Annotated in this window: 15 protein-coding genes; 7 read left to right on the top strand and 8 right to left on the bottom strand. The window is 62.3% G+C overall.

Features of this window, described 5'->3' with window-relative positions:
* Window positions 1-29: 29 nt before the first annotated feature.
* Entirely contained in the window at window positions 30-1,289 is a 1,260-nt protein-coding gene (locus tag ANTHELSMS3_RS18320; RefSeq protein ID WP_094036143.1) for a hypothetical protein, read from the bottom strand.
* 241 nt (window positions 1,290-1,530) lie between these two features.
* Here ANTHELSMS3_RS18320 and ANTHELSMS3_RS18315 point away from each other — a divergent pair, with 241 nt between their 5' ends.
* Complete coding sequence (locus ANTHELSMS3_RS18315) at window positions 1,531-2,313, top strand: transglycosylase SLT domain-containing protein (RefSeq protein ID WP_254694773.1); 783 nt, start codon at window positions 1,531-1,533, stop codon at window positions 2,311-2,313.
* Window positions 2,314-2,345: 32 nt separating this feature from the next.
* Here ANTHELSMS3_RS18315 and ANTHELSMS3_RS18310 read toward each other — a convergent pair whose 3' ends face one another.
* The 4 genes from ANTHELSMS3_RS18310 to pepN all read right to left on the bottom strand — a co-directional run bounded on the left by ANTHELSMS3_RS18310 (window position 2,346) and on the right by pepN (window position 7,420).
* Window positions 2,346-3,209 carry a lysophospholipid acyltransferase family protein gene (locus ANTHELSMS3_RS18310; protein ID WP_094036142.1) on the bottom strand — a complete coding sequence of 288 codons (864 nt, stop codon included), beginning with the start codon at window positions 3,207-3,209 and terminating at the stop codon, window positions 2,346-2,348.
* Between the two features lie 265 nt (window positions 3,210-3,474).
* Window positions 3,475-3,906: a hypothetical protein gene (locus ANTHELSMS3_RS18305; protein WP_094036141.1), complete on the bottom strand. Its 432-nt coding sequence runs from the start codon at window positions 3,904-3,906 to the stop codon at window positions 3,475-3,477.
* A complete protein-coding gene (locus tag ANTHELSMS3_RS18300) occupies window positions 3,903-4,646 on the bottom strand; it encodes an SDR family oxidoreductase (RefSeq protein WP_094036140.1) in 744 nt (247 codons plus the stop codon). The genes ANTHELSMS3_RS18305 and ANTHELSMS3_RS18300 overlap by 4 nt, the downstream gene beginning before the upstream one ends.
* A 221-nt stretch (window positions 4,647-4,867) precedes the next feature.
* Window positions 4,868-7,420 carry an aminopeptidase N gene (gene pepN / locus ANTHELSMS3_RS18295; protein WP_094036139.1) on the bottom strand — a complete coding sequence of 851 codons (2,553 nt, stop codon included), beginning with the start codon at window positions 7,418-7,420 and terminating at the stop codon, window positions 4,868-4,870.
* 144 nt (window positions 7,421-7,564) lie between these two features.
* On the opposite strand from pepN, the gene ANTHELSMS3_RS18290 reads away from it, so the two are divergent.
* Both ANTHELSMS3_RS18290 and ANTHELSMS3_RS18285 read left to right on the top strand, forming a co-directional pair.
* A complete protein-coding gene (locus ANTHELSMS3_RS18290) occupies window positions 7,565-7,942 on the top strand; it encodes a VOC family protein (protein WP_094036138.1) in 378 nt (125 codons plus the stop codon).
* Window positions 7,942-8,640, top strand: a complete 699-nt coding sequence (locus tag ANTHELSMS3_RS18285; protein WP_094036137.1) for a helix-turn-helix transcriptional regulator — start codon at window positions 7,942-7,944, stop codon at window positions 8,638-8,640. Before ANTHELSMS3_RS18290 ends, ANTHELSMS3_RS18285 begins: the two co-directional genes overlap by 1 nt.
* Before the next feature lie 13 nt (window positions 8,641-8,653).
* Here the strand turns inward: ANTHELSMS3_RS18285 and ANTHELSMS3_RS18280 are convergent, their stop codons facing one another.
* On the bottom strand, window positions 8,654-12,475 hold the full coding sequence (locus ANTHELSMS3_RS18280; RefSeq protein WP_094036136.1) for an efflux RND transporter permease subunit: 3,822 nt from the start codon (window positions 12,473-12,475) through the stop codon (window positions 8,654-8,656).
* Window positions 12,472-15,189, bottom strand: coding sequence for an efflux RND transporter periplasmic adaptor subunit (locus ANTHELSMS3_RS18275; protein WP_094036135.1), 2,718 nt, complete (start codon window positions 15,187-15,189; stop codon window positions 12,472-12,474). The genes ANTHELSMS3_RS18280 and ANTHELSMS3_RS18275 overlap by 4 nt, the downstream gene beginning before the upstream one ends.
* A 364-nt stretch (window positions 15,190-15,553) precedes the next feature.
* On the opposite strand from ANTHELSMS3_RS18275, the gene ANTHELSMS3_RS18270 reads away from it, so the two are divergent.
* The 4 genes from ANTHELSMS3_RS18270 to ANTHELSMS3_RS18255 all read left to right on the top strand — a co-directional run bounded on the left by ANTHELSMS3_RS18270 (window position 15,554) and on the right by ANTHELSMS3_RS18255 (window position 20,434).
* Window positions 15,554-16,210, top strand: a complete 657-nt coding sequence (locus ANTHELSMS3_RS18270) for a hypothetical protein (RefSeq protein ID WP_094036134.1) — start codon at window positions 15,554-15,556, stop codon at window positions 16,208-16,210.
* Between the two features lie 66 nt (window positions 16,211-16,276).
* Window positions 16,277-17,614 carry a PQQ-like beta-propeller repeat protein gene (locus tag ANTHELSMS3_RS18265; protein WP_094036133.1) on the top strand — a complete coding sequence of 446 codons (1,338 nt, stop codon included), beginning with the start codon at window positions 16,277-16,279 and terminating at the stop codon, window positions 17,612-17,614.
* A 214-nt stretch (window positions 17,615-17,828) separates the two neighbouring features.
* The gene (gene der / locus ANTHELSMS3_RS18260; RefSeq protein WP_094036132.1) at window positions 17,829-19,301 is read left to right on the top strand and encodes a ribosome biogenesis GTPase Der; all 1,473 of its coding nucleotides are present in this window, start codon (window positions 17,829-17,831) and stop codon (window positions 19,299-19,301) included.
* Between the two features lie 410 nt (window positions 19,302-19,711).
* The gene (locus ANTHELSMS3_RS18255; RefSeq protein WP_094036131.1) at window positions 19,712-20,434 is read left to right on the top strand and encodes a hypothetical protein; all 723 of its coding nucleotides are present in this window, start codon (window positions 19,712-19,714) and stop codon (window positions 20,432-20,434) included.
* An 83-nt stretch (window positions 20,435-20,517) separates the two neighbouring features.
* Here ANTHELSMS3_RS18255 and lfb1 read toward each other — a convergent pair whose 3' ends face one another.
* Window positions 20,518-20,877 (bottom strand): LIC10280 family protein, encoded by a 360-nt coding sequence (lfb1, locus tag ANTHELSMS3_RS18250; protein WP_094036130.1) that lies wholly within the window; start codon window positions 20,875-20,877, stop codon window positions 20,518-20,520.
* Window positions 20,878-20,919 lie beyond the last annotated feature (42 nt).

The raw sequence follows: 20,919 nt of genomic DNA, 5'->3' as shown, positions 1-20,919 counted from the left end.
AGGCACGGGCAAGGGGCAAGGGGCGCGCGTCAGCCGCCTTTTATCACACGCAGATCGTCCTGCCCAATGGCCAGCCTGCGACCGGCGTCCAGCGCCGGGGTGAAAAATTCAGTCAAGGTCGACATCGCGCGCTCACGGCCCAGCCTTTCGATCTCGATCTCGGCGTTGCTCGATGCGCTGGGTCGGGCTGGGGCCTCTGCCCAGATCACCGGATGAAGTTCGCGCAGGTGATCCTGTACGATCCAGCCAAAGCAATCTGCGATCCGCCTGCGGGAGCTGCCCTCATCAGTGCGCCCACCCAGCCGGTAGCCAATCAGCGCCGCCATCCGGTTGGCCATCACCTGCGACGGTTGCCGGGCCAGAATATCGTGCAATCCCTCTACGAACAGCTCAACGTCGAGTCGGCGAAAGGCCCCCTGATCCTCGACCAGTGCGCCGAGATAGACCCATGTATACCCGCCCGCGCCCCAGATATCGGCTGTGCGCGACGCCGTTCGTCGCGCCTGTGCGTCAAGTATCTCCCAACTGCCAAACCGGACCGGACGCAGGGCGTTGCCAAAGTCCAACATATGATGCGGATTGCCCGGATCGAGGTCGATCAGGTCCTCAAAATCATCGGCGACACGGGCATGTGGCTGCGGATCGGCCTCCAACACAGCGCAACGCACCAGCGCCCACAGAGGGGTGTCATGTTCGAATGGGTCGAAACGGTCGTTCAACCGGACTGCGGCGGCCATGTGGTGGGTATAGGCATCATGACGCTCAGGGGGCAGGTCGGTGGTCATGGCCGTCCCTCGCCATGCCCGTGCGGCCTCGACATGGGCCATGGCAACGATATGGGCGATGACCGGACAGTCCGGCAGGTCTGTAAACAGGGGGTCCAGCGAGGCCACCGCCGCCTGCACGGCGAGGGGGTCGCCGCGCGCCACGCCCTCGACAATGGCGTCGGTGATGTCCTGCCGCGCTCCCTCGCACATCATAGCGGCCTGTGAGTGTAGACCCGGGGTCAAGGCGCGGTTGTTGTCGGCCCTGCGGATTTCCAGTGACAGTTGGTCCCAATCCTCTTGCCGGGCCAGGAACCGACCGCGCGCCCGCAGTCGTGCAGCGTCCTGCGCTGCTGGTTCCGGATCGCGTACGGGGATCTGGACCGCAAGGCGCGGCATATCAGGGTCAACTGGCGTGGACGGGTTGGGGATCACCGGCGCAACAGCCTGAACCGGGACGGGTTTCAAGGCCGTCAGTCGAGCAGCCAGAGTGCGGGCAAAGGGGAATAGGGAAATCAATGTCATGACCGCCTTTTGCCTGCGATTCGCGGCCAAAATCTGGCGGCTTCCGGGAATTGCGCCGACCTTCTTCTGGCGATTGCCTGACTTTGGTGAAAGACCGCTGACAAGATGTTGCGGGGTTGTGGACAATGTTCCGCCAGCATTGGGGGACCGGGCGGGTTTTTGCTCTTCCCGCAGAGAGTTTTACGCCTGCGGCGGCAGGGCTGCTTGCATCCGTGTGGCGGGTCAGAGACAGTCCAGCGCCATGAAAACGATATTCGCCTTTATTTGCGGTGCCGGGTTGCTCGGTGCTGCGGCCTTTGCCAACCCCGATCCGGCGGTTGCGGTGGCCCTGAACAACCCTGCGGCTCCTGCCGCCGAGCAGGTCTCTGGCCTTGCCGTTCCGGTGTCTTTGCGCCCGGTTGCACGCAAGCGGATGCGCGTCCCGGATGCCCGGTGGGACAACATCGATGGCAGCCGCAGCTGGAGCGTTGCGATCTTGCAGGCGTTGCGCACCCACGCCAATGAACTGCCCGATCTGGTGCCAAAGGACATCGCGAAATACTGCCCCGCCTATCCCAGCGCCGGGCGCGCGCAACGCGAGGCGTTCTGGGTTGGTCTGGTGTCTGCCTTGGCATGGCACGAAAGCACGCACCGTCCTACAGCGGTGGGCGGCGGCGGCCGTTGGTACGGGCTGGTTCAGATCTATCCGCCAACGGCAAAATTCTATCAGTGTCGGGCGAAAAGTGGCGGCGCACTGAAAGACCCCGAGGACAATCTGTCCTGCGCGCTGCGGATTATGGCGGTGACGGTGCCGCGTGACATGGTGATCAGTCGCGGGATGCGCGGTGTGGCGGCGGACTGGGGACCATTCCATTCCCGGCGCAAGCGTGAGGACATCATGTCCTGGACCCGGTCACAGGACTATTGCACGGGCCTTGCCCGGTCGCTGCGTCCGGTGGCGCGCCCGGATGAAATCGGGCCGCAGAAAAATGACACGAGCCCAATGCCGATGCCTTTGGGCGTCCTCTCCACAGATGGAAAATGAAACGCGGCACGGCGCGATCATGCCCGAAACGGTCAGACCTTGAGCCAGCTTGGCCGCCGTGTTGCATCGACCAGTGATACCGCAGGGGCCTTGGGCCCGCCCAAAGCCAGCGTGGCGCGACGAAGCATTTCGATGCCCTCTTCGGACTTGGCCGGCAGCGCCTTGGGAGAGATCGCCTCGCCCAAGGTGATGCGATAGGGCTGACGCGCCTTGTTCAACGTCTCATGGAACAGGGTGATGTCGCGCAACGTAGGGTGTAGCAGGTCAAACAGATAGAACAGGACCGAATTGCGCGCCCGAATATGCACCGGAATCACCGGCAGATCGAACTTGCGCGCGATCATCGCAGCACTCGCCATCCAGGGCCGTTCGTGCAGCGACAACCCGCGCCGTTTGGCCAGACGCCCGGCGGGAAAAATGACGCCAAGACGCCCTTCATCCACCGCCTGCCGGGTATAGGCCATCGTCTCACGCGTTTTGCCATGGCTGCGTTTTTCCTTGCGCCATTCGACGGGGGCAATCATCTCTGCGTATTGCGGCAGCACCCGCATGATGTCGTGATTGGCAAAGTAATAGGTATCACGTCGGATCTGACCCAGAGCGTGATGCAGCATGATGCCATCGGCAATTCCGGTCGGGTGATTGGCGACAATCAGCGCCGCGCCCTGACGCGGCAAGTGGTTGAGTCCGATCACCTCGGTGTCCTTGGCCAGCATCTCTGCCATGACCCGCATAATCTGGTCGGCGGACATTTCTTGGACCAAGCTGCCGATTTCCAGCGTCTTCTCATAGCCCAGCATGCGATTCAGGACGGCGCGTATCGGCTGCACATATGGCGAGTTGGAAAACAGCCAAGGTGCGCGCTCGGCGATCAGCGGATCAATGCGGTCTCTCATTTTAGCCCCAAGATCATAATTTCGTGACGCGTCGGTGACAGCGGCGCCTCGTCAAAGGGAATAGTACACCACACCGCCCGCGGACGCACGCCCGCGACTTGCGGTTTCGGCAATGCCTTGCCGCAAGGGGAAAAATGGGCGCAAGGCCACTCCCAATGGTTCGTTGCATCGGGTTGGGAACCAGACCGGACCGGGCGTCTGTACGGCGCGTCGATTGGATGGATATTCATTTTATAACATATAGATGCAGGGAGAATTTAATCTTTTATCCGAACAGGACAAAGTGATGCCGTTCGGTCCGGATGCCGCGTGCCTCCACCGCGTCCTGAAATCGGGGATGTGGCGGCAGGCTGTCCTGCGGCAGAGTGATGCGGCGACCGTCCTCCAGTACCAAACGCACCCGGATCGAAAAATCGAGTCGCGTCTCCAATCGGATATGGTCAATGCGTGCCAGTGCCACATCTCCCTCGGCCTTGCCCGAGCCCCAGCGCAAAACCGTGTCGTCCAGCTGCAACCACGCGTGGCGACCGGTCACGAAATCCAGCAGGGCTGGCAGCGTCACCAGCATCACAAAACCCACGACCCAGACAGAGGCCTGTAGTACAAACCACAGCGTCAGCAGGGCCAGCCAGATCAGCATCAACACCAGAAAGGCGCGCAGGCTTCGGCCTGACGACGCATGTTCCAATGGTGTCACCGGCCCCCCGACACGTCGAGGATGGACCGGGTGACATATGACGCGCGTTCTGACAGCAGCCAAAGGATCGCTTCGGCGCATTCCTCTGTGGTACCAGCCCGGCCCATGGGCGTGGTGGGGGCGAGTCGTTCTAGCCGGTCTGGTTGCCCGCCTTTGGCGTGTATGCCTGTCTCAATCAGTCCGGGACGGATGGCGTTGACGCGGATGCCCTCTGGTGCCAGTTCGTCGGCCAGCCCAAGGGTAAAGGTGTCGATGGCTCCTTTGGAGGCTGCGTAATCGACATATTGATTTGCCGATCCCAACCGGGCCGCCATGGATGAGATATTGACGATGGCACCGCCAAGGCCCCATTCGCGGATCAGGGCGACGGACTGCCGCGCCACTTCGATCGCGCCAAAGACATTGACCGCAAACACATGGCGCACCCGGTCCGGTGTCAGGTCGGCGATGCTGCCATGCGGGGTCACGATGCCGGCGTTGTTGACCAGACCGATCGGTCCGGGCTTAAGGTCGCGGACTTTGGCAAACATCTTTTCGATGGACTTGGGCTTGGTGACGTCCGCCTGGATCAGGTAGGCCTGCGCACCCATGCTTTCGACCATGGCGGCGGTGGTTTCGGCGCCGTCGCGATCCTGACCATAGTGGACCACGATCCGCTGCCAGCCGGAAAAGGCCGCAATGCGTGCTGTGGTTGAGCCGATCCCGGCGCTGGCCCCGGTCACGATCAGAACGCCGTTCATGCGCGGGTCTCCGGCGCGTCAAATGGATGATGAGTGGCGATAAAAACAGGCGGCATGGGCTTCTCCGGAGCGGTTCGGCGGCAGGCTAGCCCGGTTTCGCAGCGGGCTACAAGATTGCCTGACGTGTCAGGGCCGCTGACTTGCGCCGAGCGCTTGATTTCTCGCAATTTGTCACATTGGCTGGCGCGGCTTCCCGCACCAGCCGCGAACGGGCCTGACCGTCACGCGCCCAGAATGCGCGCAACCATTTCCGCGGTGTCACGGCTCAGCTTGGGTTTGTCGCGCAGCCGTTCCAGCTGAACCCGGATCAGCGCCTGCCGGTCCGCATCATAGCGTTTCCATGTCTGGAACGCGGAACACATGCGCGCGGTGGTCTGGGGGTTCAGATCGTCGAGCTTGATCAACCATTCGGTCAGCAACGCATAGCCCGCGCCATCCTTGCGGTGGAACCCGGCGTGGTTCATCGCCATGGCCCCCAGAACGGCACGAAAGCGGTTTGGGTTTTTCCAGTCGAAATCCGCATGCTGTGTCAATGCCGTGGCCCTTGGCACGACGTTGTCCGGGGCCGTCGCGCCGACCTGAAGGCCAAACCACTTGTCCATGACCAGACGGTCCTTGCACCATTGCGCCTCAAACGCGGCAAGGGCGTCCTGATCCTTGCCTACCCGAACCAGCTGCCCCAAAGCCGACAGTTGCAGCGTCATGTTGTCGGCGCTCTCGAACTGCGCCTGTGCCGCCTTGCCGCCGTCCAACCGCGTGGTCAGAGCAAGAACGGCAGACCCCAGTGCCCGCTTGCCCGATTGGTCGGCGTCGGGACGATAGGCGGCGTCGACCGTGCCCTCTGCCGCCAGACTAGGCAACAGATCGGCCCAGCGTTCGGCCTTGAACTGCGTCAGCGTTTCCTGTGCGGCAAAGATTGCGTCCGGGTCCGGTGTCACGCCGCGTTCGAACAGCACCTGCGCCATTTCGTTCTGCGACGGCCAGCCCATCATCATGGCCCGGAATGCCGGGTCCAGATCGCGGTCCCGCAACACCCGTTCCAACCCGTCCAGCCAGGCCACATCCGGGCCGGCGTTTTCGGTGATCATCGCAAACAGGCAGTCGCGCCCCAACAGTAACGAGGCCTCCCAGCGATTGACGGGATCGGTGTCATGCGCCAGCAAAAAGGCGCGTTCCTCGGAGCTGGAATCGCGGTCCAACACCACCGGCGCGGAAAACCCGCGGTTGATTGAGGGGATAGGGCGCGCCGCCAGTTCGTCAAAGCGAAAGCTCTGGGTTTCCTCGGTGATTTCCAGCACGCGGGTTGGGACGACCTCATCGCCGTTGGGATTCAGCAAACCAACTGCCATGGGAATCACCTGCGGGGCCTTTTCCGGCTGGCCGGGCGTAGGTCGCGTAGTTTGGGCAAAGGTCAGCGTATAGGTGCCATCGGCCCAATCCTCCGTCACGCTGACGCGCGGTGTGCCGGCCTGAGAATACCACCGCTTGAATTGCGCCAGATCTCGGCCGGTTGTGTCCTCAAAGACCTTCAGCCAGTCCTCGATTGTGGCGGCGTCGCCGTCGTGGCGGTCAAAGTACAGTGTCAACGCCTTGGCATAGGCCTCATCCCCGACCAACGTCTTGAGCATGCCAATCACCTCGGCACCCTTGTCATAAACCGTCGCCGTGTAAAAGTTGTTGATCTCCTGAAAGCTTTCGGGCCGCACCGGATGCGCCAGCGGCCCTTGATCCTCGGGGAACTGCCGTCCGCGCAATGACGCGACATCGTCGATCCGTTTGACCGGGGCAGAGCGGATGTCCTTGGTGAACTGCTGGTCGCGGAAGACCGTCAGCCCCTCTTTCAAACACAGTTGGAACCAATCCCGGCAGGTGATCCGGTTGCCGGTCCAGTTGTGGAAATACTCATGCGCGATGATCGATTCGATGCGTTCGAAATTGTCGTCGGTCGAGGTTTCGGGCGAGGCCAGCACGCAGGAGGAGTTGAAGATGTTCAGCCCCTTGTTTTCCATTGCGCCCATGTTGAAATCATCCACTGCCACGATGTTGAACACCTCCAGATCGTATTCGCGGCCATAGACCTCTTCGTCCCAGCGCATCGACTTTTTCAGCGCCTCCATGCCAAAGGCGCATTTGCCCTCATCGCCGGGGCGGACCCAGATGTTCAGTTTGACCTTGCGGCCGTTCATGGTGGTGAAACTATCGGGGTGGTTGACCAGATCGCCCGCCACCAGCGCAAACAGGTAGGCCGGTTTCGGCCAGGGATCGTGCCATTCGGCAAAGCCGTCGCCGCGCTGGACCGAGTTGCCGTTGGACAACAGGACCGGCAGATCGCCCTCAACCCGCACCGTAAACACGCTCATGACATCCGGGCGGTCGGGGAAATAGGTGATCTTGCGAAAGCCTTCGGCCTCACATTGGGTACAGTACATGCCGCTGGACATATACAGCCCCTCAAGCGCCGTGTTGTCCGCGGGCGCAATCTCGACCTCGCATTCCCATAGGAACGGGCCGTCCGGCACGGCGCAGCGCAATCCGTCCTCTGTCACTTCTGGTGTCACATCGACACCGTCGATGGCGGCGCGGATCAGGGTCAGTTGCTCACCGTGCAAAAAGAAGTCTTGCGCGGGGGCCTCTGGGTTGGGCGTGAAATGGATCTTTGACACCACCCGCGTAGATCTGGGCGCAAGATGAAAGGTCAGGTGAACGTCGCTAAGTTGCCAGCCGAAGGGCGTATAATCCTTGAGGTGGATGGTCACGGGGGCTGCGTCTTTCATGGGGCTCTCCATTGCGGGCTTGCAAAGAGGTGTAACAGGGTGCGCGCGGGCTGCAATCCTGTGCCCCTGACATCCTGCTGACAAAACGCTGTCAGCAGGGGTGTGCGAGAAGGGTGTTATCGATTACCCAAGGAGTTGGACACGATGACCTACGCACCTGAGCATTTCACCGTCTGGGCCGAAATTCCGGTTACGGACATGGAGAAGTCCATGGCATTTTACGTTGCCGTCACCGACGCAGCGCTGGAAGAGGACAGCACCGGACCAAATCCGGTTGTGATGTTCCGTCCGAAGGACCCGAAAACCGGCGTCGCGTTGCATCTTTATCCGGGCAAGCCCGCCGGGGACGGTTCCGGTCCGACCATCCACCTTGCCATTCCCGGAACGGCCGAAGAGGCCATGGCCCGCGTTGAAAAGGCGGGGGGTAAGGTTGTCTCGCCGGTGATTGACATCCCGCCGGGCCGGTTCTTTTACGGTTTGGATCTGGATGGCAATTCCATCGGCCTGTTTGAGAGCCGCTGATGCGCCGCGCCGACCGTCTGTTTCAGATCGTTCAGGCCCTTAGGGGCGGTCGGCGCACCACCGCTGCGGCATTGGCTGAAAAGCTGGAAGTGTCGCGGCGCACCATCTACCGCGACATTGCCGATCTGCAATCCACCGGGGTTCCGATCGACGGTGAGGCGGGGTTTGGCTATGTCATGCAAGAGGGGTTTGACCTGCCGCCGCTGATGTTCGACAGCGATGAGATCGTCGCCTTGGTGGCGGGCGCGCGGTTGGTGCAGGCTTGGGGTGGGGCGGCCATGGCGCGGGCCGCCGAAGAAGCGTTGGCCAAAATAGACGCGATCCTGCCCGCAGCCGCGCGCGCCCGGGCCCGCGCGGTGCATGTGCACTCTCTGGGTCTTGGTGTTGCGCCGGAATTGCGCGAACGAATCGACCGGATCGAACAGGCCGTCGAACAGAGCGAACGATTGGAACTGGCCTACTGCGATGAGGCCGGGGCCGAGACGCTGCGTGTTGTCCGCCCCTTGGGGCTATGGTTCTGGGCGCCTGCCTGGACCTTGGTCAGTTGGTGTGAACTGCGCGAGGATTTCCGCATGTTCCGCCTCGACCGCATTGCCCGGATGACCGATGCCGGCCGCTTCCGCCCCGAACGGGGGCGCAAGCTGTCTGACTTCTACGCCAGCATGCAGGACAAAGACCGAGAGATCGTGAACCGCTGACCGGGTTGGCCGATCATTCCGCGGCGCGCAGGTCCGGCGATACGTCCATCGGGCCGGAAGGATCTTCTTCCCACAGGATTTCCGGCGATTGCACCCGCTTGGCGGCACGGTTCAGCGCCCAGTCGCGTGCCGCCCGGCTGCCACGACCGTAACTCAGCCGAGCCAGCAGTCGGGCGAACCATTCGACGTAGGTGGTGAACCAGACCCGGATCGCCAGCATGGCGGGCGTAAAGACCAGCGTCAGCACTGTGGCAATGCCCAGCCCAAAGACCACTGCTGTGGCAAGGTTCTTCCACCACAGCGCCGTCGGGCTGTCGATGGAATAGCCACCGCCAAAGAAATCAAGGCTGAGACCCAGCATCATCGGCGTCAGGCCCGCCATCGTCGTGATGGTGGTTAGCAGCACTGGCCGCAACCGGTCCTGCGCCGTGCGCACAATCGCCTCGATCCGGGGCATGTAACGCGAGTAGTCCTGATAAGTGTCGATCAGGACAATGTTGTTGTTCACCACAATCCCGGCCAGCGCCACAATCCCTGTGCCCGTCATGATGACACTGAAATACTGATCCATCACCAGCATCCCGATCAGCACGCCTGTGGTCGACATGACCACCGCCAATAGAACCAGCACAGCGTTGTAAAAGCTGTTGAACTGCGCCAGCAGGATAATGAACATCAAGAACAGCGCGCCGCCAAAGGCCGACTGCAAAAAGGCCTGCGATTCCTCTTGATCCTCCTGATCGCCGGTCCATTCCCACTCGATGCCGCTTGGCAGCGGGTTGGTATCCAGCCAGGCGGTCAGCACCTCGATCCGTTCGGGACCAGTCACTGGCACCGCCTTTAACGGGGCGTGACCCTCTTCCTTCAGTGCAGCATCAATTTCAGCCGGGGACAGATCGGTCAGCCAGCGTACATCGTCGAAATACCGATGGTTCGGCCCCAGCAGCCATTCGTAAAAGCCCGAGGACCGGCCAAAGTCGCGTTCCCATTCCGCCGTCGACACGTCCTGCGTTTCCGGGTCCATCTCGATTCCGGTCAGGAGTGGCTCAAAGGTGGTTGTTTCGGTGCCGTCCGGTGCGGTCGAGGTCACGTCCCAGCCGATTTCCATCAGCTTTTCGCGCACACCCGCCTTAACGTCGAAATACCGCTTTTGATCAATGCGCTCGATCTCGGCCAGCTTGGCGACCGGCTCTCGGGTGATAAAATTGCTAAGCGGGACCAGTCCGTCTGCGGTGCGCACCTTGAGGCTGTCCAGCGTTGACAGAACGCGGTCGCTTTCTGGCAGGCGGACGCGGATTTCGATCTCTTCGTCCGATCCGTCGGGGGTATAGCTGTCCAGCAGCACACCACGCGTCACCAGTTGCACCATCGCGCCCACGGTGGCCACATCGGCCCCGTAGCGACCGGCCTTTTCCACGTCAACGTCGATTTCCCAGTCGATGCCGGGCAGGGGGCGGGTGTCTTCGATCAGGGTCAGACCCGGCGTTTCCCCGAATTTGGCGCGCACCGTACCGGCGGCGCCCAACAGGGCGTCCCAATCGTCTCCTTTGATCCTCAAATGAACGGGTTTTGCGCTGGCCGGTCCGCGCGCCTGTGCGAGGATCTCGATTTCGATGCCGGGGATGCTTTCCAGTTTGCGAGTCAGATCGTCCAGGATCACGTCGCCGTCCAGCTGCGCCAGCGGCACGCCAGTTTCGCGGGCATAGGCCGGCCGGCCCTCCCAAGGAATGGTTTCGAACTGGACCTGCCCGATGGTGTCCTTGGGGGCGGCGGCGCCGCCGGTGTTATTGTCCAGACCGCCTTCGCCTGCAAAGGAAAAGGCATTGAGGATGCCGGGGTGGTTCAGCACGATTTCCTCGGCCCGCCGAACCAATGCGTCCTTTTCGGCAAGGCCCAGATTGCCGCGTGCGCGGACGTAGACGATGGCCTGTTCCGGCTCACTTTCGACAAAGAAATCCACGCCGTTGTTGTTCTCACCATAGTAGGTGAAGACGTTGACCACGAGGAACATCACGGCAGCGACCGTCACCAGCGGCATGATCGGATTGCCGGCGATGAACTTGGTGAAATGCCCGAACAGCGACCGACGGTTCCGACCCTCGATGCGGCGGGGCGGGCGGCGCAGTTCAGCCGCATCCATCACCACCGAAGCGATCACCGCAAACAACACGAAGACCAAGACGCCGGGAACGCGTGCGCCCCAGCCGGTGGCATCGGTCTGGACCAGATAGGAGGGGTTCAGCACCATCATCGCGCCGACAAAAAGGCCCAGCAAGGCCAGCGGCACCAGCAGGATGCGCAGGCTCCAGTGTAGGCGCGCACGCAGCCAGTTGCCCGCCCGGTGGACATTGCGCGAAAACCGCCCCGACACGCCGCCCATGACCGGCAGATAGATCAGCGCCACCACCAGCGACGCCAGCAGGACAAAGATCAGTGTGACCGGCAACATCCCCATGAATTCACCCGCGACACCGGGCCAGAACAGCATTGGCAAAAAGGCACAAAGCGTGGTCGCTGTCGACGAGACCACCGGCCAGAACATCCGGTGCGCCGCCTCGACATAGGCATGCATTGGGCCGGTGCCTTCTGAGATGCGTTTGTCCGCGTATTCGACCACCACAACAGCACTGTCGACCAGCATGCCCACCGCTAGAATGAGGCCGAACATCACGATGTTCGAAATCGTCACGCCCATCAGTGCCAGCAACACGAAACACAACATGAAGCTGGTCGGAATGGCAAAGCCCACCAACAGGGCAGGGCGTAGACCAAGCGAGGCAAGTACAACGATCATCACCAGTGCAATCGCGGTCAGAACCGATCCCTCCAGCTGGCCCACCATGCTGGCGACCTGTCGGCTTTGGTCGTTGGAGGTTCCCACGTCCAGCACGGCGCGCAGCTCTGGCGGCCAGTTTTCCTGCGCCGTATCGATCACCTCTTGCACTTGCGTCACGGTGTCGATGATGTTGAAGCCCTTACGCTTGACCACCTGCAACGCAACCGTCTGGTCTCCATTGAACCGCGCGGTGCCCTTGCGGTCCTCAAAGGTCAGGTTGATCGTGGCAAGCTCGCCCAGCGTGACCACCCGGTCTCCATTGACCTTGACCGGCAGATCATAAACGTCGCGCGGCTCGTCAAAGCTGGACGGGATTTTGACTGAAAACGTGCCGTTGTCCGTCTCGACCTCGCCTGCCGCAATCAACTGGTTGTTGTTCTGAACCACGCGGATCAGCTCATCGGCGGTGACGTTGTAGCTTTCCAGCCGCAGCGGGTCGATCACCACCTCCAGCATTTCGTCGCGGCTGCCGGCAACACCGGCCTCCAGCACGGAATCCAGCCCCTCGACGCGGTCTTGCAGGTCTTTGGCCACCTGCGTCAGCGTGCGTTCTGGCACCGGGCCAGACAGGTTGACGATCAGGATCGGGAATTCGGAAAAGTTGATTTCGTTGATCGAGTATTTCTCGGCCCCGACGGGAAAGTTCCCCTCTGCGTTGTTCATCCCGTCGCGGACGTCGGCGATGATCTTTGTCTTGTCCCAACCAAATTCGAATTCCAGCGCCAGTCCGGCATACCCTTCGGCTGCTGTGGCGGTCATCGCCTTCAACCCGTCAAGATCGGACAGCTCCGTTTCCATCGGTTTGACCAACAGCTTTTCCGCGTCCGTGGCGGAAATGCCGGGAAATGGAACCGAGACGAACAGCGCCGGAATCTCGATGTCGGGCTCGCCTTCCTTGGGCAAGGACAGATAGGCGTATGTCCCGGCCACAAGACCCAGAATGATAAAGGCGACGATCATTCGGGCGCGTTCTGCGGCCCAGTCGATGATGCCGGTCATTGCAGCACGTCCTCATAGCTTGGGACGACGCGCACGCCATTGGTGACGTATTCCTGACCCACGGTGATCACGTTGATTTCGTCCGGCAGCCCGGTGATCCAGACGCCCTCGCGGGTGTCACGCAGGATAGAGATGTCCATCCACTGGACGCTGTCATCCGCCGTCACGGTTCGCACCCCCAGCTTGCCTTCGTCGTTCAGGGTCAGCGTGGATTGCGCCAGAAGGTGCGCCTTTGCCCCCTCTGCCTCGATGGCGATTTCGGCGGTTTCACCGTCGCGGATCGACAGATCGGCATTTTCTACCAACAGCTCGACAGCAAAGGTGCGGGTCGTGGGATCGGCACTGCGTGAGACAAAACTGACCTTGCCCTCGACTGTCCGTCCGTTGGTCAGACGCGCGCCCGCCAGAGCGCCCGGCTTGACGCGGGCAACGGTAGTTTCGGGAACGTAGCCCACAAACTTCATTGGGTTGATCTGGATGACCGTGGCACAGGCCGACCCCGGCTGCATCAGCGCGCCCAGTTCCGCCGTGTCGGTTTCCAGCAACCCGGCAAAGGGCGCGTGGATCTTGAGACGCTCGATTTCCTTGCGCGCGGCGGCGACGCCGGCCTCGGCGGACTGTATCGCGGCCAGCGCGCTTTCGCCGCCAGTCCGGGCGGATTGCACACCTGCCTCGGCCCCCTCGAGTTGCGATTTGGCAGAGATCACCGCAGCCTTTGCCCCCTCGACCCCCGACAAGGCCGAGGATACAGCGGCCTTTGCACCCTGAAGCTGGCTCTCGGCGGTCTGGATGCCGGCAAGCGCGTTCTGGATCTGGCTTTCGGCGGCCTGAACCCCGGCTTTGGCGGTTTCGATCTGGCTGCGCGCAGTAGTGACTCCGGCCTCTGCGTTGCGGATCTGGGTTTGCGCCGACTGGATCTGCGCCTTGGCCGAAACGATCTGCCCGCGCGCGGTTTGGACCCCGGCGGTGGCATTTCGGATCTGGCTTTTGGCGGACTGAATGGCGGCACGGGCAGTCTCAAGCTGGCTAGTGCCGGTTTTTACCCCTGCCAAGGCGTTCTGGATCTGGCTTTCGGCGGCCTTGATTCCGGCCTTGGCCGTCTGGACCTGACTGCGCGCGGCCTGAACCCCGGCGCGGGCGTTGACGATCTGCGCCTCGGCCGTCTGGATGCCGGCCTTGGCGTTTTCGATTTGAGTCTTGGCCGATTGCACGCCTGCCTTTGCGTTGTTGATCTGGCTTTCGGCAGAGCGGATCGCCGCAAGTGCCGTCTGCACTGCGCCGCGCGCGGCCTCGACCCCGGCGCGCGCGCCTTCAAGTTGCGATTTCGCCGCCTCGATAGCGGTGGCCGCTGTCTTGAGGCCCGCCAATGCGGCTTGTTCCTGCGCCTTGGCCGATTCAAAGGCGGCCTGCGACCCGGCCAGACGCGTCTGGGCGGCAAAGCCATCGCGGGCCAGTTCCTCAGAGGCGCGCAGGGTGATTTCGGCCTCGTTGATGCGGGCGCGGGCCTCTGTCAGACGGGCCTCGGACGCGGGCACCTGTGCCAAGGCCTCGGCCAGCCGCGCCTCGGCGGCGGGCACCTGTGCCAGCGCCTCCTTGAGGCGGGCCTCGGAGGCGGGCAGTTGCGCCTTGGCCTCGGCCAGTCGGGCCTCTGCCTCGGGGACGCGACTTTCCGCCTCGTCCAGACGGGCGGCGGCCTCGGGGACGCGGGCCTTGGCCTCTGCCAGTCGTGCTTCGGCCTCTGGAACGCGGGCCTGTGCCTCTTCAAGGCGGGCTTCGGCCTCAGGCAACTTGGCTTTGGCCTCTGCCAGACGCGCCTCGGATTCAGGGACACGCGCGCGCGCCTCTGCCAGCCGCGCCTCGGCGGCGGGCACACCCGCCTCGGCCTCTGCCAGCCGCGCTTCGGCCTCGGGGACACGGGCCAGCGCCTCTTGCAGGCGAGCCTCGGATTCGGGCAGCTTGGCTTCGGCCTCGGCGATGCGCGCCTCGGCCTCGGGGATGCGGGCCAGCGCCTCCTCAAGGCGGGCTTGCGCCTCGGGGACTTTGGCCTTGGCCTCGGCCAGACGGGCCTCGGATTCGGGGATTCGCGCCTTGGCCTCGATCAGGCGCGCTTCGGCGGCGGGAACACCGGCGCGGGCCTCAGCCAGCTGCGCCTCGGCGGCGGGCACAGCGGCCTCTGCCTCAAGGATGCGGGCCTTGGCGGCGGGCACCTGCGCCTTGGCTTCGGCGAGCCGGGCGTTCGCTTCCGGGAGGCGGGCATTTGCCTCGGCCAATCGGGCCATCGCCTCTTGCAAGGACACATCGCGGGTGCCGGGGTCAATCTCGCACAGCAGTTGACCCGCCTCGACCAGCGCGCCTTTGCGCAGCGGCTCCGACACGATCTTGCCGTTGGTTTCGGCGCGGACCTCGACCTGGCGGACGGCTTCTGTCTCACCGCGAAGGATAACGGCACTGTCGACCACCTGCGCGGTCGATTGGCGCGCCATCACCCGCACTGCGCCTAGCAGGAGGGCACTATCTTCGGCACTCTCTGCAACTGGGGACGGGGCTGGGACGGGATCGGAGGTTGCAGGGTTCGGGTCTGCGGCGCCCGGCTCACCTGCCAGTGCGGCTGGCGCAACCGCGCGGGCGAACCCGATCAGCCGGTCCCTCTCCAACACGACGGCATACAGCACCGCAGCAACGACGCAGGCCGTCAGGATCGACATGATGCGCATTTTCTTGGTCCCCCCGATACGCGAGGCAAGGTGCCCTACGCACTCATAATTCTTCTTCTTCGCGACACCATTTGGTCACGCAATTCTCCGGTCGCCCGAATGACTCAACCTGAACCGTTCAGTTTAGGTTTTAAGATGCTGCATGAATTGCTTCAAGCATACCTCTGGCTTTTTCACGCGATAACGTCGGTTTTTCGTCAATAGTTCGACATTTGGATGTGATTTCAGCGAAGAAATGTGTCCCGCGCGCACATTCGCCAGTCTGGTCATGACTGGACGGAGCATAAGTGCGCGGACACCATCGCGCCTTGGCACTGCGCGACGGGGCATGTAAGAGAGGGAAAACCGACCGGAGGGGCCCCGCTTGAGCGACGCTGACAGTTTCATCGACGAAGTGACCGAAGAGGTCAAACGCGACCGTTTGTTTGCGACGCTGCGCAAGTGGGGCTGGGTTGGCGTGGTGATCGTGCTTTTGATCGTCGGCGGCACCGCGTACCGCGAGTATCGCATTGCGTCGGAAGAGGCGCGCGCCCAGGTATTTGGTGACGGCATTCTGACCGCGCTGGAGGGCGAAGACGCCGCCTCGCGGATCGAGGCGTTGGCCAAGGTCGATGCCCCGACGACGGGTGGCGCAGCGGTGCTTGCCCTGCTGACAGCCGCAGAAGAGGCCGGGGACGACAACGATGCAGAGGCCGTTGCCCGCCTGCAAGCCGTGGCCGCGAACTCAGAGATCCCGGCGATCTACCGCCAGATCGCCAGCTACAAGGCGTTGACCCGGGGCGCAGGTGTCCTGTCCGTGGACGAGCGCCGCACAGGACTAGAGGCGCTGGCCGTTCCCGGTCAGCCGCTGCGCCTGTTGGCCGAGGAACAACTGGCCTTGATCGAGATCGAGACGGGTGCGCTTGAGGCGGCATTGACGCGCCTGCAAGCACTGGCCGAGGACAGCGAAGCAACGCAGGGCTTGCGCCGACGCGCTTCGCAACTGATTGTGGCACTGGGCGGGGACGCCCCGGCCAACTGAGCCCGCGACCGTGCGGTGCTCTTGACCGGGGGTCGGACCCCGGCAGGTGACGAAAGGGGCATTTGAATGCTGCGCAAGACCTCTCTGCTGTTCCCGCTGGCCGCGCTTGCGCTGGCCAGTTGCGCTGAACGCGAGCCGATCCTGCCGGGTGACCGGCTGAACGTCCGCGATGTGCTTAGCGGCAACTACGCCGAAGAGGGCACGCCGGCTGAGGCCGCAGGTCCGCAGGCGCGTAGCTTTTCGGCCCCTGCAACAGTGACAAATGCCGACTGGGCGCAAAGCCCGGTATCCCCCCATGTGCGGATCACCAATGCGTCGCTTGGCGCGGCGCTTTCGCCGCTGTTTTCTGTGCCGATCGGCGCGGGCGACGGGCGCAAGACCCGGCTTAACGCCGACCCCATAGTGGCGGGCGGACGGATCTTCACCATGGACGCGAACCATCAGGTGCGCGCGACCTCGACCGCTGGTCAGGCACTGTGGAGCAAGGCGCTTGTCCCGCAACGGGACAAGGCCCCCGAGGGGCAAGGCGGCGGTCTGGCCTATGGCGATGGAAAGCTGTTTGTTTCTTCCGGTTTTGGAATGCTGACCGCTCTGGACCCGGCCAGCGGCCAGATGCTGTGGGAACAGGATCTGAACAACACCGCCACCGGCGCGCCCAGCTATCGAGACGGCCTGGTCTATGTAATTTCGGGCGACAGCACCGCCTGGGCGATCGAGGCGGGTGATGGTCGGGTGCGCTGGCAATTCGACAGCGGTGACAATTTCAATAACATTGCCGGGGCCCCTGCGCCTGCGGTCAACGATAAATATGTGGTCTTTGCCTTTGGCACCGGCGCGGTCTCTGGCGCGTTCCGTCAGGGGGGGCTGCGGGTTTGGAATGCCGAACTGCTAGGTCGGCGCAACGGGTTCACCATTGCGGGTATCAACGATGTGACCGGCGATCCGGTGATCTCGGGGGATCGCGTTTATGCGGCCAACCACGCGGGTCGCTCTGTGGCGCTGTCGATCTACAATGGCGAACGGTTGTGGACCGCGAAACACGGCGCGCTCGGCCCGATGTGGCCGGCGGGCGATTCGGTGTTCTTTGTGACCGATCTTAATGAACTGGTGCGGCTGGACAGCGACACCGGGCAAGAAATATGGAAACGCGATCTGCCGGGCTATGAGCCCAAGCGCAATCCGAACCGTCGGCGCGACGGGTCATTTGCCAACCACGGGCCGGTTCTGGCTGGTGGGCGGTTGATCGTGGCCAGTACGGATGGGAAAATTCGTGCCTTCAACCCGGCGGATGGCGCATTGGTGCAGGAAGTTGCCATTCCCGGTGGGGCCACGACCCGCCCGGTGGTGGCCGGAGGCACGCTGTATGTCGTTTCTCGCAAGGGTGTATTGCACGCCTTTCGCTGACCTGTAACTCAAAGGTGCGCGCTTGCGGCGTGCGCCGTGTGTCTCGGCCAAGTGACTTTGGCCTTCGGTCGGGGCGTCGAGCGGCCTCTGATGTTGTCTGCCGTACGACGTTTGTCTGAACCGGGCGCAACGATGCGTGCTGGGGCGTGACGGTGCCTCTTTCACTGGGCTGGAAAATGCGTTAAGCCGCGCTCTTGATCTTCGGAGCCACTCCATGTCCTTCTCACTTGCCATTGTCGGCCGCCCCAATGTGGGCAAGTCGACCCTGTTCAACCGCCTTGTGGGGCGGCGTCTTGCACTGGTTGATGACCAGCCGGGCGTGACCCGCGACCTGCGTGAAGGGGAGGCGCGGCTGGTGGATCTGCGATTCACCGTGATCGACACCGCCGGTCTGGAAAATGAGACCGACGAGTCGCTGCCCGCGCGGATGCGTCGGCTGACCGAACGTGCGGTCGATGAGGCTGATGTCTGCCTGTTTATGATCGACGCGCGCGCCGGTGTCCTGCCGGACGATCAGGTCTTTGCCGAGATCCTGCGCAAGCGGGCGAAGCATGTGATCCTTGCCGCCAACAAGGGCGAAGGATCGGCAGCGGATTCTGGCGTGATCGAGGCCTATGCGCTGGGTCTGGGTGAGCCTGTGCGCCTCTCGGCAGAACATGGTGAGGGCATGCACGATCTGTATTCGATGCTGTTGCCCCTGTCGGAAGAGTTCGAGGCCCGTGCCCTGTCCGAAGCGCCGGAAACCGAGATCGTTCTGACGGACGAAGAGGCGGAAGAGGGCGAAGATGTTGTTCGCGCGCCGACCCGGGACAAACCGCTGCAGGTGGCGGTTGTCGGACGTCCCAACGCGGGCAAGTCGACGCTGGTCAATGCGATTCTGGGCGAAGACCGGTTGCTGACCGGACCGGAGGCGGGGATCACCCGTGACGCGATTTCTGTTCAGATGGACTGGGGCGGTGTGCCCGTCCGTGTCTTTGACACCGCCGGGATGCGGCGGCGCGCAAAGGTTCAGGAAAAGCTGGAGAAACTATCGGTGTCCGACGGCATCCGGGCGGTGAAATTCGCTGAGGTTGTTGTGGTCCTGCTGGACGCGGCCATTCCGTTCGAGACTCAAGACCTCAAGATCGCCGATCTGGCCGAGCGTGAGGGCCGTGCGGTTGTGGTTGCGGTGAACAAGTGGGACATCGAGGACGAAAAGCAGGACAAGCTGCGCTGGCTGCGCGAGCAGTTTGAGCATGTGCTGCCGCAACTGCGGGGCGCGCCTTTGGTGACGATCTCGGCCCGGACGGGCAAGGGGCTGGATAAACTGCAAGCGGCGGTGATGAAGGCCTATGAGGTCTGGAACCGGCGCGTGCCGACGGCGCAGCTGAACCGCTGGCTTGAGGGTATGGTGCAGAGGCATCCGCCCCCCGCGCCGCAGGGCCGCCGGATCAAGCTGCGCTACATGACGCAGGCAAAGACGCGGCCGCCCGGGTTTGTGGTGATGTGTTCGCATCCCGACAAGCTGCCCGAGAGTTATTCGCGATACCTTGTGAATGCCTTGCGGGAAGACTTTGACATGCCGGGCACGCCGATCCGTCTGACCATGCGCGGGCAGGGGGACAAGAACCCCTACAAAGGCCGCAAAAAGCGGAATGCGGGCGCTTTGAAAAAGCACCTGGGCAAGCTGCAGGCGAAGAAGGACTGAGGCGGGGGAATTTGGTCTGTCCACATGTGGACAGCCTGTCGCCTGTTGCAAATCAATGGGTTACAGAGGCGTTTTGACACTCTGTTAACGATTGAGGATCAGCGCGGGTGTCGGCCTGAGGGTGGACCGTCGCGCGATACTGACTTGAACGTCATGCTTTTGTGACCCTGATCGGGCCTTTATCACGGCAAATGGCAAGGTCAGATAGATGAACGAAGCTGCCGTTCTGTCTGCTCCTCTCCCCCCCGTGTCTGTTGTGTGCACGAGTTGAGAGTTCCGGCCCGCAATAAGGCCGCAAACTTGGCAGGACCACGGCTGCACACTGGCCGCCCTGTGGATTGAATACCGCGGAGATGGTCACTAGTTCCACCGTGCCGGACGGCGAGATTTTAATGAGTAGGGGCAGGATAGTGAAAAAGTGGATTTTTATATCCACGGCTCTCTTTGCTCTTGGGATTGCAGGTGCCGTTGGCTACGCCATCTACAAGATCAATTATAGCCATCCCGGGCGGTTCACGTCAGAAGCGAGCATGGAAGGTTTGAAGCGCACTGTCGACGGCAACACGCTTACGTCTTATGAGCATCCATCAGCGCGCATCACTTTTCCACCAGAGTATGAATATCTAGGTGCCCATAGATTTATTCTCTATGGCACGGTTGAAGCCGAACAATACATATTTGCGGCGTCGCATCCGGATGGCACAACACGATCCCTGATCAACGTTCAATTTGAATCGATACTGCCTGAAATTGAGGGAGCTTACGATTATTCCGCAGCGCCGCGAGCGATACGCATCGGACCTTTGGATTTCTATGTGGATGCTGATCCGGCCCGTCGTCACTGGCTGGTTCCCAACGGCTTGCCGGGGACAGATTCAGGACGCTACTACAGCTTTGCGAACGAACGAGGTTTCCCCGTGCCCAAAGATTATATTTGGTCACGATTTGCCTATGTGCCAGAGGACGCCCCCCGCCAAGAGATGTTGATCCTTCAGGCTGAAGATTTGACACCAATGGGATTAACAGCCCCGGCGTTGCGCCAAGGCGGCGCAAATGCTGATGACTGGGAGGGACTGCGGGACGCCCAATTGCTAAAGCTTGAACAGGGCATCACGATTGAGGCGCTGAAGTAACCGGGTGGCTCAGTGCGCAAAACCGTCTTTCGCCAATCCGGGATGTGGCATCGCAGAACAGCCCGAATTGGTGGCAAACAGCCCTAGCGCTGTGGCTGCAACCGTTCCAGCGCATAGCCATCGGACCATGTGCCGTGCAGCGCGCCATTCGGCATCACGACATAGACCACCGGGGTGCTGTCTCCGTCCCAGTTGATGGTCAGCACACGGCCCTCTAGCCTGCCTTGGCCAGTGTAGCGCTGACCGGCGATCGTCCAGACGATCCGATACAGGTCGCCGTCCTGTGTCATCTCCAGTGTGCCGTTGTAGGCGGAACGGTCTGGGTTGATTCCCTCGACGGTGTAACGACCCGCAATGCCGACGCTGCCTTCGTGGTTCAGGTTTTCCTGAGCGATCAACGGTGTAGCAAGCAGGCAGGCAGAGAGTAGAAGGGCGCGCATCATAAAACCTTTCGTGGATAATGACCTAGATTAAAATCGCGCTCG

Source organism: Antarctobacter heliothermus (genome assembly GCF_002237555.1).
Classification (GTDB): Bacteria; Pseudomonadota; Alphaproteobacteria; order Rhodobacterales; family Rhodobacteraceae; genus Antarctobacter; species Antarctobacter heliothermus_B.
The sequence above is the reverse complement of the archived record's forward strand: the minus strand, read 5'-3'. Positions and strand labels throughout refer to the sequence as shown.